The organism is Sphingomonas panacis (assembly GCF_001717955.1).
In the GTDB taxonomy this organism is placed as follows: domain Bacteria; phylum Pseudomonadota; class Alphaproteobacteria; order Sphingomonadales; family Sphingomonadaceae; genus Sphingomonas; species Sphingomonas panacis.
Map to the genome: position 1 here is coordinate 2,421,453 of NZ_CP014168.1, position 12,165 is coordinate 2,433,617.

At 61.9% G+C, this 12,165-nt stretch carries 12 protein-coding genes; 4 read left to right on the forward strand and 8 right to left on the reverse strand.

Translation table 11 applies throughout. The features are described 5' to 3' along the window. From J0A91_RS10975 to J0A91_RS10985, 3 genes are all read right to left on the reverse strand, one after another. Nucleotides 1-1,806: an asparagine synthase-related protein gene (locus J0A91_RS10975; protein WP_069204944.1), complete on the reverse strand. Its 1,806-nt coding sequence runs from the start codon at nt 1,804-1,806 to the stop codon at nt 1-3. Beyond that, the gene (locus tag J0A91_RS10980; protein WP_069204945.1) at nt 1,803-2,465 is read right to left on the reverse strand and encodes a lasso peptide biosynthesis B2 protein; all 663 of its coding nucleotides are present in this window, start codon (nt 2,463-2,465) and stop codon (nt 1,803-1,805) included. The genes J0A91_RS10975 and J0A91_RS10980 overlap by 4 nt, the downstream gene beginning before the upstream one ends. 289 nt (nt 2,466-2,754) lie before the next feature. Beyond that, complete coding sequence (locus J0A91_RS10985) at nt 2,755-3,345, reverse strand: GntR family transcriptional regulator (RefSeq protein WP_150126896.1); 591 nt, start codon at nt 3,343-3,345, stop codon at nt 2,755-2,757. A 377-nt stretch (nt 3,346-3,722) separates the two neighbouring features. Between J0A91_RS10985 and J0A91_RS10990 the strand changes: the two genes are divergently transcribed. Beyond that, complete coding sequence (locus J0A91_RS10990) at nt 3,723-4,199, forward strand: helix-turn-helix domain-containing protein (RefSeq protein WP_169833130.1); 477 nt, start codon at nt 3,723-3,725, stop codon at nt 4,197-4,199. 47 nt (nt 4,200-4,246) lie between these two features. Here the strand turns inward: J0A91_RS10990 and J0A91_RS10995 are convergent, their stop codons facing one another. The 5 genes from J0A91_RS10995 to J0A91_RS11010 all read right to left on the reverse strand — a co-directional run bounded on the left by J0A91_RS10995 (nt 4,247) and on the right by J0A91_RS11010 (nt 7,974). Then, nucleotides 4,247-4,735 (reverse strand): DNA -binding domain-containing protein, encoded by a 489-nt coding sequence (locus tag J0A91_RS10995; protein ID WP_069204947.1) that lies wholly within the window; start codon nt 4,733-4,735, stop codon nt 4,247-4,249. Further along, entirely contained in the window at nt 4,656-5,048 is a 393-nt protein-coding gene (locus J0A91_RS25225; RefSeq protein WP_420852822.1) for a transcriptional regulator domain-containing protein, read from the reverse strand. Before J0A91_RS25225 ends, J0A91_RS10995 begins: the two co-directional genes overlap by 80 nt. A 361-nt stretch (nt 5,049-5,409) precedes the next feature. Continuing rightward, nucleotides 5,410-6,063, reverse strand: a complete 654-nt coding sequence (locus J0A91_RS11000) for an ABC transporter ATP-binding protein (protein WP_069204948.1) — start codon at nt 6,061-6,063, stop codon at nt 5,410-5,412. Next, on the reverse strand, nt 6,060-6,860 hold the full coding sequence (locus tag J0A91_RS11005; protein WP_069204949.1) for an ABC transporter permease: 801 nt from the start codon (nt 6,858-6,860) through the stop codon (nt 6,060-6,062). Before J0A91_RS11005 ends, J0A91_RS11000 begins: the two co-directional genes overlap by 4 nt. 4 nt (nt 6,861-6,864) lie before the next feature. Continuing rightward, complete coding sequence (locus tag J0A91_RS11010) at nt 6,865-7,974, reverse strand: KpsE/RkpR family capsule polysaccharide export protein (RefSeq protein WP_069204950.1); 1,110 nt, start codon at nt 7,972-7,974, stop codon at nt 6,865-6,867. Nucleotides 7,975-8,233: 259 nt separating this feature from the next. Here J0A91_RS11010 and J0A91_RS11015 point away from each other — a divergent pair, with 259 nt between their 5' ends. The 3 genes from J0A91_RS11015 (at nt 8,234) to J0A91_RS11025 (ending at nt 12,072) form a co-directional block, all read left to right on the forward strand. Continuing rightward, a complete protein-coding gene (locus J0A91_RS11015) occupies nt 8,234-9,391 on the forward strand; it encodes a polysaccharide biosynthesis/export family protein (protein WP_069204951.1) in 1,158 nt (385 codons plus the stop codon). A 156-nt stretch (nt 9,392-9,547) separates the two neighbouring features. After that, a complete protein-coding gene (locus J0A91_RS11020) occupies nt 9,548-11,287 on the forward strand; it encodes a glycosyltransferase family 2 protein (protein ID WP_169833131.1) in 1,740 nt (579 codons plus the stop codon). Further along, nucleotides 11,284-12,072 (forward strand): DUF5672 family protein, encoded by a 789-nt coding sequence (locus J0A91_RS11025; RefSeq protein WP_069204953.1) that lies wholly within the window; start codon nt 11,284-11,286, stop codon nt 12,070-12,072. Before J0A91_RS11020 ends, J0A91_RS11025 begins: the two co-directional genes overlap by 4 nt. Nucleotides 12,073-12,165: the final 93 nt, after the last annotated feature.

Sequence of the window (12,165 nt, forward strand, 5' to 3'; positions counted from 1 at the left end):
TCAGCTCGGCTCGGCCTGGATCGCGGCGAGCCGATCGCACCACGCGCGTGCCCAATGTTCCATCAGCAGTGCCACGAAGATCTCGGTATAGCTGTTGGTCTGCATCAGATGGTCGGGATCGAGCACCGCCGCCGTGCTGGCCGGATCGAGCACCTGATGCTGGACGAGCACGCCGCCGAGCAGATAGTCGCGCAGGAACGGCGTGCTGGCGGCGAGCATGCGCCCGAAAAAGGGGGTGAGGCAGCCCTTGCCGCGGCGTTCGAGCAGGATCGGCGGCAGCCGGGTCCGGTACGCCGCACGGATCATCGCGCGGTCGCGCTTGCCTTGGGTGAGGTCGAGTGCGGAGAGCGGCAGGACGTGCTCGAGCAGCGGCTGCGACATCAACGGATGCAGCACCGTCATCGTCGATGCGCACCACGATCCGCCGAACGCGGCGCGCGCCGCTGCGAGGTTGAGGATCTGCAGTTGCTTGGCGGGCGCGAGGTCGGCGGTGTCGTCGAGCCAACGTAACGGATGCGCCTCGCGCGGCATGGCGTTCGCGACGAGATCGACACGGTACGCGGGCGTGGCGATCGGGGCGGGCGCCACACGCGCGCGTAGCGCGGTGCCGAGCACCGACCAGATCGGTCGTCCGCTCCAGGCGGCGAGATCGGTGATCGCCGCGCACCGGGCGGACCACGAGCGACGATCACGCCAGAGATCGGCGGCGATCAAGGGACTTGCCGGCTGAAAGAACAGCGCATCGCCGCCCTGGCCGGTCAGCAAGGTATCGGCGCCGAGCGCGCGACCGCGCGCGGCGAGATCGCGGTCGTGGAAGAAGCTGATGCTGGCGACATTGGGGCGCAGCGTCACCGGCACGTCGGCCATCAGCGCGGCGTCGATCAGCCGCTGGTCCTGCAGGGTTTCGTGGAGCGGCAGATCGAGGTGTGCGGCGACGGCGCGTGCATAGACGCGTTCGTCGCCTTCGCGGTCGCTGGCATAATAATGGAACCAGCCAGCGACGGGGTGGTCCGAGCGGGCGAGGCCGGCGGCGACGATCGCCGAGTCGAGCCCACCTGAGAGTTCGGCGATCGCGACATTCGAGCAGGAACGCCAGGCGCGGACACAGGCATCGACCAGCGCGGGCAGCGGCGATGTGCCGGATACCGGCGGTGATAGCGCGGACGCGCGCGCGAAACGCGCAGGCGCCCAGTGCCGGGTCGCGTGTCGCGTCCGTCCGGCCAGTTCCAGTCGGACACCCGGCTCAAGCGTCTCCACCCCGGTGAACGGGAGCGCATCGGCAACTGAGCCTGGAAAGCGCAGCAGACCAGCGACCCTCGGCCAATCGATTGCGAGGTCGGCCGGCGCGGCCAAGGCAAGGAAGCGCTCGGGCGCGGAGGTGACGGCCCGGAGCGCACCGCAGCGCCACGAGACGCACTCGGTCATCCCGATGGGGTCGCGGAACATGTCGAGACGCGATGGGTCATCCCTGTCGATCGCGAGCGCGACATAGGCGCCCCAGCAGCGCGTCGTGAGTTGCTCGCACATGCTCGCGAAATCCCCGGCGTTAGCCGCGACGACACCTGCGGCAACGTCGCCTTGCTCGGTCGCCGCCCGATCGAACAGCGCGCCGACCACGATGGTGCGATCATCGAGCATTCGGTGCGTACAAGCATCCCCCGAACGGGGATCGGTCATCACCGTCCAGCCGGGCTGGTCGATGAGGCAATGCCAGCCCAGATCAAGCGCGCGCTGGCGAAGCACGTGTGCGGTGCGGTCGGGGGCGGGCGTGCCGGCCGGCCAGCGCAAAGCGACGAAGCCGGTCATGCGCTCGCGCGTTCGATCTGGAGGATGGTCGCGAAGCCTTCGACCTTGCCGAGACGCTCGGCGAGCAGCAGGTCGCCGTGGGCGAGCCAACAATGCGCATGGAACGGGAACAGAGACACGCCGAAGATCCAGTCGGCTCCGAGGCCATAGGAACGCAGGAAGTGGAGCAGCAGGAGGGACCGGAACAGGCATGTAATGCGGAACGGCAGCCACAGGCACAGCCGCTCGAAACGGGCGGCCACGTTTGCGTGGCTGGCGTGGCGGGTAGGGGCCGCGCAGCGTTGCGCGTGCGCGATCATCTGCGCCAGTGACGAGCGCCGGAACCGCCACGCGGTGCGGACCAGTGCGCGCAGGAAATGGCCCAGGTCTCGGAGACCCACGTGCGCCGGGTCCGGTCCGCAATCTTCGCGCCAAAGCCGGGTGACCGGGCGCGCGACGGCACCGGGTGCGGGGCGATCGGCGACCAAATTCTGTTCGATCAACTGGGCGCGGATCGCCGCGCGCATGGCGTTGCCGCCGTCGTCCGCTGCGACCGGCGCATACAGGCAGAAATACGCATCGCGGTCGACATCGAGAAAGACCAGGCCATCCGAGGCGCGGACGGCATGGACGCCGTCGGCCAGCGCGAGCTTGTCGAGAAGGTCTGAGTCTGGCGACATGAGGAATCCCTGACCATACGGCACCGGTTCCGAAAGGAACCGGTGCCGTTGCCCTCGTCAGTCGTAGAAGCCGACCATCAGCGATTCCTGCTTGGCGCCGATCGGGGTGCCTTTGGTCTCGCGGCGTGCGGAGCCGAGTGCGACCAGCTTGGGCGCGGATTTTTGGTCTTTCGTCATGATAGAGCCTTTCCTTGCTTGCGTTTTTTTCCCACCGCGAATCGACGGTGGCGAAGACGATTGCGCGCCCGCGCCGCTGGTTATCCAAGCTATATCTGGGATATATTCACGCTCACGCCGTCCCTCGGCCGAACATCAGCGCGATCTCGGCGGCGGCCGCGATGCGTTGTTCGTGGAAGGCGCGGATCTGATCGTGCGCCTGGTCGAGGTTGTGCTCGAGGAGTACCCGCTGGAGCGTGATCGCTGCCGATGCGGCATCCCCGAACAGCGCGGTATCGCAGCGTCGCACGAGTTTCAGGCGGTCGTCGAGGTAGCGATGGAGGTCGGATACGATCGCCTCTCCGCCCGCGTCGACGATCCTGCGGAACACCGCCCAGATGTCGGCCGACTCTGCGCCGGGCGTGATCCGCAGATCGCCGCGCAGCGCCCGGTTCAAGCATATCAGGTGCAGGCTGTAGAGTTCGGTGATGTCGCGCGCGTCGAGCCGCGCCAGATAATAGCCTTCCGAGCGATGCTCGGTCACCACGTCGCGCCCGACCAGACGGGACAGGATCTCGCGCAGCGGCGTCACGCTGACATGAAGCTGGCTCGCCAGATCCTTGAGGCCGATGCGGTCGCCGGGGCGATAGCGGCCATCGCCAAGCTGGTCCGACACCAGTGCATAAAGATCGTCGAAACGTGCGCGCTCCACCCGGTTCGGCATCGCAAAGGCTCCTTCGCGGGCGATCCTTGTTGGGCGGTTTGCCACCTGTCGATGCACCGCGCCGGAATTGGTGCCCAGGAACACGTCCGCGCTGATCGCTTGCGCGGTAGCTGCGGGAAGACGGCGGTCGAACCGCAATCTTTCGGCGGTCTTATCGCGAATCCGATCGGCTCGCCGCACCGGACTGGCGCGGCACTGGTGACGGTGCCGAAACGGTTTGGTGACAGGCCATGGCGGATTGTGTCTATAATCCCGGCGCTTGCCATCCGTTTTGGCGCGACGAGGGCGAGCGCTCGTGTGATTTGGCGCCCGAGGTTGCTGGCATGAAGCATTCCTCCATCGAGGTCGACGCCGACGTGCGCATCCTCACGCAATCGTTGCGCGCGATCCGCAAGAAGCGCGGCATGACGGCAAGCGACATTGCGGCCGCGCTGGAAATGCCGCTGCGCACCTATCAGGAGTTCGAATCCGGCCGCGGGCCGCTGACCCACAAGCGGCTCTTCGCCTTCGCGGAAGCGACCGATTGCGATCCCTTCGCGCTGCTGCTCGGCGCGATCTTCGGGCAGGCCGACCTCGCGATCGACTGCGCGGATACGAAATTCTGCATGATTATGATGATGTATTTCGAGGATTTCGCCCGCGACCGTGGCGGCGACATCGCCTATCTCGATCCACCCAACCTCGCCGGCGGGTTTGATCGCTTGTTCAAGGATTTTGGCGCCCTGCTCGACGACCGCGAGCGGTTCTTGCAAAACTGGCTGGCCAACCGAACCGGTTCGATCGCGCTGAGCGCTCTTCGTCAGCGCATGGTCAACCGCCGCGACCGGAAGGCGGGAGAGCCGCGCAAGGAGTAGTCACCCGCGATCCGCCACAATGGGCGCGATCCGCCACAATGGGTATGTCAACGCCGCACCAGATCGAGATAGCCACCGGCTACGAGTTCGCGCGCCTGGCCAACCAGGCGGTGCGTGCGGGTGCGCAGATAATCCGAACCGCCGGACCAGTCCCGGCTGACGAGCGCCGTGCCGAACAGGTGTTCGGCGACCGAACGATGACGTGACGTTAGCGCGAGCGCGTCAAGCACGCGTAGAATATCTGACCACCGCCGCGCTTTCGCATTCGTCGGAAACAGGGCTACGGGCATGCGGCGGCTTCGCAAGAACGCCGCGAACCGGCGCAGGGCAAGCAACCGGATCTCCAAGCGGTCGGTGCCGCTCAGTTGATACGCCAGCCTGACCGGGCCGTCGAGGAGCGTGCCATGCGCGACGCTAAGCCGGATCGAATGCGGGCCTATTCCCAGCAGTACGTGTTCACCTCCCGAGGGTAGCAACAAATGTGTAATCGGACCCGGCGCCGCAGAAAGGTCGAACCCATCTCTGTCGCCGCGCATAGTCGGGACGGCATCGACGACTACAACCAGCGGATCGCGGTGTGGCTGCCAGAAGACCCGGGCGCGGTCGGCCGGGCGGCCAGGGTCCTCCGCGAAACAGCAATCCCCATTGCGGATCGGGCAGGGAGGCGGAGAGGAATTCGATTCGCTGTGAACCTTGCTCGACGCGGTTCACTGCGGCTTCGCCGGCATCAATCTGATAATCGGCGCGGCGGCGCAGAATCTCCCATGCGATGCTGCCAGCGTCCCATAGACTATCAGGTGATGGCGTACCGCGGACGACAAGTGGCGGAATCGGGCGATGTGCTGCCATGACGCGCTCCTGCTGTAACGCAGCAAGTCAGGCATTTTTGGCGCCATATGTCATATATTCCGGATATATCTGAGGTATAGGAGGCTTGATTTGCGGCGATGCGCAACAACGGTGTCTTTCGCCCGCTGGATTGATGAACCAACTGTTCGCAAATCTTGCGTGCAACGTGCGGTTGCAGCGAAGGTGCTTCTGGTTGTTTGGTTGCGGCGCCTTATTGGAATAATAAGATAGGCTGGGCGGTCGCGTACAAAGCACCGCCTTTACTCCGGTTAGCGGCGAGGTGCCCGTGACATTACGTGCCTCGAATTGCGCCGTCCCCACGTCGAGGTCCATACGCTGGTGAGGAACTCATCCGCTCCAATCAACGCATGTTTTCCGCGTGTACAGACTGCGCTTCGTCCACCGAATCATACTGCGTCATCACGCCGTGGGACAAAACGCACCCGCTATTGCAATGCTCCCGGACGTATTGCGCATCATGCGACACGATGATGTAGCTGCGATCCGCGCGTCTGACGAAGAGTTCGTCATGGCATCGCTGTTGAAATCGAGCATCCCCAACCGCGACGACTTCATCGATAAGATAACAATCGAAATCAACCATCATAGACAACGCAAAGGCAAGCCGCGCGCGCATGCCCGACGAATAGGTTTTCAGCGGTTCGCGGAGATAATGTCCAAGTTGAGAAAAATCTTGGACGAAATCAATAACTTCATCGAAGTTTTTTTCGTAAATTCGGCAAATGAACCGCATATTGTCGAAGCCGGTCATCGACCCCTGGAAGGCTCCCGAAAAAGCGAGCGGCCACGAAATTCGGGTCGTCCTCGTGATCTGCCCCGAGGAGGGCCGTTCGATGCCGCTAATCAGCCGGATAAGGGTCGATTTCCCCGAACCGTTTCCTCCTAGGATGCAGATTTTTTCGCCGTCGTCGACCTTGAGGTTGATGTTCTTCAGGATATGCGCTTGGCCCGTGCGCGTGGCGTAATATTTCTCGATATTGCTTAACTGAATCATTCCGGAATAAACTCTCGGCTTACCTGCCGCTCCAGCGCGAGACCCAGCAAGGTCAGAACCAGATTGCAGGCTATCAGATACTGGGCGTCGTAATGGGGCGTGAATTTGCTGCCAAAATATGCAGCCCGCACCATCTCCGTGCAGTGAACCATCGGGATCCACAGGATAAATTTCTGGAACGCTTCCGGCGTCGATTCGACCAGGAACGCCGCGCCTGACAGCGGGAACAGCAGATATGCCGCAGGGTGCCAGAGTTTCTCAACCATCTCGGAGCGTTCTGCGAGCGTTCCCAGCAGAATTGCCAGTGCCATACCGAACCAGGCGGTCAACAGCCATGCCTGCGCCAGCGATAGGATGTCTTCGGGTGGCGGCATCCATTCAATCGCCCAAAACAGCAGCGACAGGATTGTGAAAGACATGGTCGCACCCGCCGCTTCCAAGCAGGTTCTGGACAGAAAAATGTCCATGACCCGCACGTTGCGATGATACATCAGCGATGAGTTCGGCAGTATCGAGCCGACGCACCGCATCGGCATATTGCGCCAAAGCAAGACGGTGGAATATCCGGTCAGCGCGAAAGCGGTGATCGGTAACGACGATGAGCGGTGCAAGCCTGAGAAGCTCCACAGCGCCGTCACGCCTAGCGTGAATAACATGGGCTCGACGAACAGCCACAGAAACCCGATATTGTGGCGACCGTAGCGAGTCATCACCTCGCGCATCATCAGCGCCCAGATGACCCGCAATTGAATCTCGGCGGATCGGGCCAGCGATCGCGGCGGCAGTGCTTGCGACATGACTTTAGTCCTGATGTTCGCGGATGCCGGACAAGAGCATCGACAGGATTCCATACGCGATCAAGCCAAGCACGAAAGTGCCCAAGATACCCCGCAGTCGTCGCGGCTCGAGCGCGTTGTCCGGCTGGCTTGGTTCGACAATCCGTTCGATATAGCTTTGCTTACGCCGCGCTTCGTTGAGCGCCTCGTCAAGCGACCCCATTGCCGAGGCGAGCTGCTTGTCGGCAATCTGGCTTTCAAGGAACAGGCGTTGATATTGCGCGGTCTGGCTAGCGAGCGACCGACGCCCGCCCGCGACCAAGCTGAGCTGTTCTCTAATGGCGCGCTCGAGCGTGGCTCGCTTGACTTCCAGCGACTGAACTTGCGGGTTTTGCGGCGCCATGCTGCGCAACTGATCGAGTTCGGTCGTGGCCGTGATCAGTTCGTCTTGCAGTTTGGAGATCATCTGCGTCTGGACGGTGGCCTGCTTTTCGGGATCGACAATGCCCGATCTGTCGCGGAAGCTAGACAAGGCGATGGCTGCGCTGGAGGCGCTGCGCTTCGCGTCGTCCACTTCGGTCCTGGCAAAGCGTATCAGATCCTGGCGACCGCGAACGTTGAGTCGGTTAACCGTCGCTTCTGCCATTTCCAGCAACTGCTCGTTGATGCGCTTCGCGTCGGCTCCGGAGAAAGCGCGTACCTTAAGTGTCGCGATCGAGGAGGTGGAATCGTGGTCGATATGGACATGATCCCCATAGAAACGATAAAGCTCCTCAAAGCTTCCGCCGCTCCCTGTGGGATTGAACCGGTCGAACATCGAAATGTAGGGCCGCTCGTACGCCTGCTGATATAGATTAGCTCGGTTCAGTATGCGCAGCGCATCTCGAGACTCCACAAACGTCTCCGCCGCATAGCTCTCTTCGCTCGAATTGGAGAAGCCGGCCGTCTTCAGAATGATGCCCAGCCCCGAGGAGGCGGGCTTGTCCGGGCTTCGAACGACGAATTTCGACTCAGATATATAGACATCTGACGCGATAAATCCGAAGTAAATGATCGCCAGGACTGTAGGGGCTAAAACAATTAGTATGAAGGTCCGGCTAAGTCCCATTGCTCGGTCTCGGATGTTCGCAAGCATTAATCATCATCTTTCAAGGTGCAGAACGGGTGGCCGACGCCATTTTCCGCAAGGTCGATTGGTCGAAATTCGCAGAATTTGCAAACGGAAAGGCTCATCGGCCCGTCTCGGCGGAGGGCGGTGGGACGCGCGCGTCGTCGCTGGCCGCGGCCCAGCGTGGCGTAAGGTCCGAAAATACGGCGTTTTGCAGTTGCGCCTTGTTTCATGGCCGCGAAAATCGTAAACCCCGCCTGCGGAAGCGCCGGGCGCAAGGAATTTCATGAAAATCAGTATCTTAGGTGCGGTTATGCTGAGCTCCGCTTTGACGGGCTGTACATCTCTCGGCGCGTCGGGGCCGACCTCCAAAGCTATCGCGCATGCCAGTGATGCTGCGAATGCCAATATCAAGATCATCGATTTGACGGACGCCACGGCCCGCAAGGTCGTTGCGGCAGGCCAAGGGCGGCGCTTGTCCGACCTCGTCGGAAGCGGCCGGTCTTTTGGCAGCGTGATCGGGCCGGGTGATACGCTCGACGTTTCGATCTGGGAAGCGCCGCCTGCGGCGCTCTTTGGAACGGTATCTGCTGATCCGCGGCTGGGGTCGTCGCTTTCGACCGCGCGTACGTCGTCTATTCCGGAGCAGATCGTTGATGACGGTGGGCGGATATCGATTCCGTTCGCGGGTTCGCTTAATGTCCTCGGGCGCACCGCCGCTCAGGTTGAGCAGGATATCATCGGGCGTTTGCGCGGTAAGGCCCATCAGCCGCAGGCGATCGTTCGCATAGTGCGCAACGCATCGGCCAATGTGACCGTTGTCGGGGAGGTTGCGGGATCGACGCGCATGCCATTAACCTCGAAAGGGGAGCGTTTGTTGGACGCATTGGCGAGTGCGGGTGGCGTCCGGCAGCCGGTCGGAAAGATGACCATCCAGGTGACCCGCGGCGACGTCGTGACGGCCATGCCGATGGATCAGATCATCCGCGATCCCGCGCAGAATATCCGCCTGCAACCCAACGATGTCGTCACGGCGCTGTTTCAGCCATATAGTTTTACGGCGCTGGGGGCGCTGGCAAACAGTTCTGAAATCAACTTCGAAGGCACCGGACTGACGTTGGCGCAGGCGCTGGGCCGGATCGGCGGTTTGCGCGATGACCGCGCAAACGTCCGCGGCATCTTCATTTTCCGGCTTGAGGATCCGGCGGCGGTCCTTGATCCGAGCGAACCCGCGCCGAGGACGACTCCGGACGGCAAGGTGCCGGTGATCTATCGTCTCGATCTCAGCAATCCGGCGAGCTTCTTTGTCGCGCAGGGATTTCCGATCCGCAATCACGACGTGATCTACGTATCCAACGCTCCGCTGTCCGACGTTCAGAAATTCATCAATCTCATATCGCCTGTCACGTTCTCGATCCTCGGGTTGACGAACGCAGTCCGGTGACGGTGATCGATCCGGGATATCGCGCTTGCAGGCTAAGCCGGCGCGTGGTGCGATAGACCATGTGGCACAGCGCGTTCGCCGAGCCATTTCTGGCATCCTGGCCGGGTCGCCCTTGTCCGTCATGCGGTATGTATGACGGCTAGGCCGCCCAAATTGTTGTCCAAGACGTTCCGTAGTGTTTTCTGGCTCGCTCTTCGTATCGATCCTGCTGCTGCGATCCGGGGGTTGGGCTGGGTCATCCGTGGCAAGCGTGTCCGGGGCTGGAATCGCCTGTGCGTTGTCGCCGCGAAAAACCCGCTCTGCTTCAGCACCTGGGCACGAGTTGCCGAGCATCGGCAGATCGAAAACTTCTGCGCGGGCGAAGTTGGCGTAGATCCTCGCTATCAGTGTGTCATCATCGACGAGAATCTCGTCAATTCGGAGGACGTTCGCGCGACTGTCGAAAGTGTGAGTCGGGCATTCGGCGACGATGTCGTGATCTGGAGCGGAACACAGATTGCTGGGACTCGGCCGTATGATCAGGAGGCCGGTCTCGCCCGTCTGATTGCGATGCTATCGGAGACCGCCGCTACTGAGTGGTTGCTGCCGATCAGGGCCGGCGATGTGCTTTCCCCCAGCACTGGCGAGATTCTACGACACGCACAGGCGCATCAGCCCGACGCGGAAATTCTCTACTGGGACGAAGACGTGCGTCGCGGTTCAGGTCGGGCGCTCCCCTGGATCAAGCCCGACTGGGATACCTTGTTGTTTCTGGCGCGCGATGTCCTCATGGGAGCATGTATCGTGAGGCTCGCGGCGGCGGCCGTCTCTAAGGATGCGCAAAGTGATGCTTCGCTGCCGGGCGCCGGGATCGCCGCGACGTTATCGGCCATCGTCGAGACACCGGGTGCGTCTACACCAGTGCACATACCGTTCATTCTGACGCATCGATCGCCGCCCTTGCCGGATCCGAACCTTACATCAGGGCTGGACGAAATAGCGATGCATGGAGCGGGGCGGGTACGGGCGACGCAGGGCGATCGCTGGGCTTGGCGCAACGTCGTGCCGGCAGACCCTGCGGACTGGCCTGCGGTCTCGATTATCATTCCCACGCGGGATCGCCACACATTGCTTGAGATGTGCATCGATAGCGTGCGAAGGATTACATATGCCGGCGCGGTGGAAATCCTGATCGTCGATAATGATAGCACCGACGCTGCCACGCATGCGCTTTTTAAGCGCTATCGTGAAAGCGGGCTGGCGCGAGTCGTGTCGGCGCCAGGCGATTTCAATTTTTCCAGATTGAACAACCTCGCTGCGAAGGAAGCGAACGGCAGCATGCTGTGCTTGCTCAACAACGATATCGAAGCGTTGGACGGGGAATGGTTGTCGGCCATGGTGCGTCATGCCGTTCGTGAGGAGGTCGGTGCTGTCGGCGCGCAGCTTTTGTACCCGGACGGGAGCGTTCAACACGCTGGCGTCGTCATCGGTATTGGCGGCGCTGCCGGGCACTTCGGAAAAGGGGCGCGGCCCGATGACGACCACTATGGCAGTTGGATCGGTGTGACGCGATGCGTGTCGGCCGTGACCGCAGCCTGCCTCGTCGTGCGTCGCGATCTCTATATGGCGGTCGGTGGCTTTGATGAGGACAATTTTGCCGTCGCCTTCAACGATGTTGATTTCTGCCTCCGCCTCGATCAGCACGGGTATCGAAATGTGTACGTCGCGCAAGCTCGCCTTGTGCACCACGAGTCTCAGTCGCGAGGCTTGGACGACACGCCGCAAAAATCCGCTCGTTTTCTGCAAGAGCTCGGCGCCCTTCGCCAACGATGGAACACGGATACTTATCGCGATGCCAGGTTTAGTCCGCTGTTTTCGCGGACATCGGAGGCATGTGTGCTCGAATTCCAAGCGTGACCGACAGCCGGGATTCGCCGATCATCGACCTGCCGGATGTGACGCTGGTGGCGGCGACCAGTGTGGCATTGGACGCGACGTTGGCGGCAATGCGTGCGTCCAGCATCCGGATTCGGTTCGGCAGATCGTTATTGCTGAGCGACGTTCCGCCGGACACCGTGACGGAAAATGGAATCGAGTGGCGGGAGATTGCGCCTCTGCGATCTCGCGAGGCGTATTCGCGCTTTATGCTTCGGGACTTGGCAGAGCATATTCACACCAGCCACGTGCTGTGCGTTCAATGGGACGGCTTTGTCCTTGACGCGAGCCGGTGGGAAAGTGCGTTTCTGGAATATGATTATATCGGTGCCCCGTGGCCACATTTTTCCGATGGCCATGATGTCGGAAATGGAGGATTTTCTCTGCGGTCGAGGCGCTTGCTAGAGGCTTGTGCGACGATCGATCATGACGGGCGAATGTCGGAGGATGTCACGATATGCCGACAGGCGCGCGCTATGCTGGAAAAGCGGTATGGCATGCGGTTTGCTCCGGCGGAGGTTGCCCGGCGTTTCGCGTATGAGCGTTGTCCTGCGCACGGGGTGGAATTCGGTTTCCACGGTGTCTTCAACATGCCCGATATCCTGGGAGCGCGGCGCTTTCGGGCGCTGCTGGAGTCTCTCGACCGCGACGTGATCGGTTTGCGCGAAGCGCGCGATCTACGGTGGTGGGCGATCCGGCATTTGGATCCGGTACTCGCTTGGAAGATGGTGTGGCAGGCGCGGAATGCGCGTCGTCGGCGGCGCTAAGCTTTGGCGTTAGGGCTACCGCAAAGCGCCTTCCGGTGGCAGTTGAAAGTGGTGGCTATGCGTGCGAGGCGCTCACCAGCGTGCCGGCGACGG

Coding starts and splice junctions, on each gene's coding strand:
- J0A91_RS11000 (WP_069204948.1), bottom strand. CDS start 6,063: ATGATTCAGTTAAGCAATATCGAGAAATATTACGCCACGCGCACGGGC.
- J0A91_RS10985 (WP_150126896.1), bottom strand. CDS start 3,345: ATGCCGAACCGGGTGGAGCGCGCACGTTTCGACGATCTTTATGCACTG.
- J0A91_RS10980 (WP_069204945.1), bottom strand. CDS start 2,465: ATGTCGCCAGACTCAGACCTTCTCGACAAGCTCGCGCTGGCCGACGGC.
- J0A91_RS11005 (WP_069204949.1), bottom strand. CDS start 6,860: ATGTCGCAAGCACTGCCGCCGCGATCGCTGGCCCGATCCGCCGAGATT.
- J0A91_RS10975 (WP_069204944.1), bottom strand. CDS start 1,806: ATGACCGGCTTCGTCGCTTTGCGCTGGCCGGCCGGCACGCCCGCCCCC.
- J0A91_RS11010 (WP_069204950.1), bottom strand. CDS start 7,974: ATGCTTGCGAACATCCGAGACCGAGCAATGGGACTTAGCCGGACCTTC.
- J0A91_RS11015 (WP_069204951.1), top strand. CDS start 8,234: ATGAAAATCAGTATCTTAGGTGCGGTTATGCTGAGCTCCGCTTTGACG.
- J0A91_RS10995 (WP_069204947.1), bottom strand. CDS start 4,735: ATGCGCGGCGACAGAGATGGGTTCGACCTTTCTGCGGCGCCGGGTCCG.
- J0A91_RS25225 (WP_420852822.1), bottom strand. CDS start 5,048: ATGGCAGCACATCGCCCGATTCCGCCACTTGTCGTCCGCGGTACGCCA.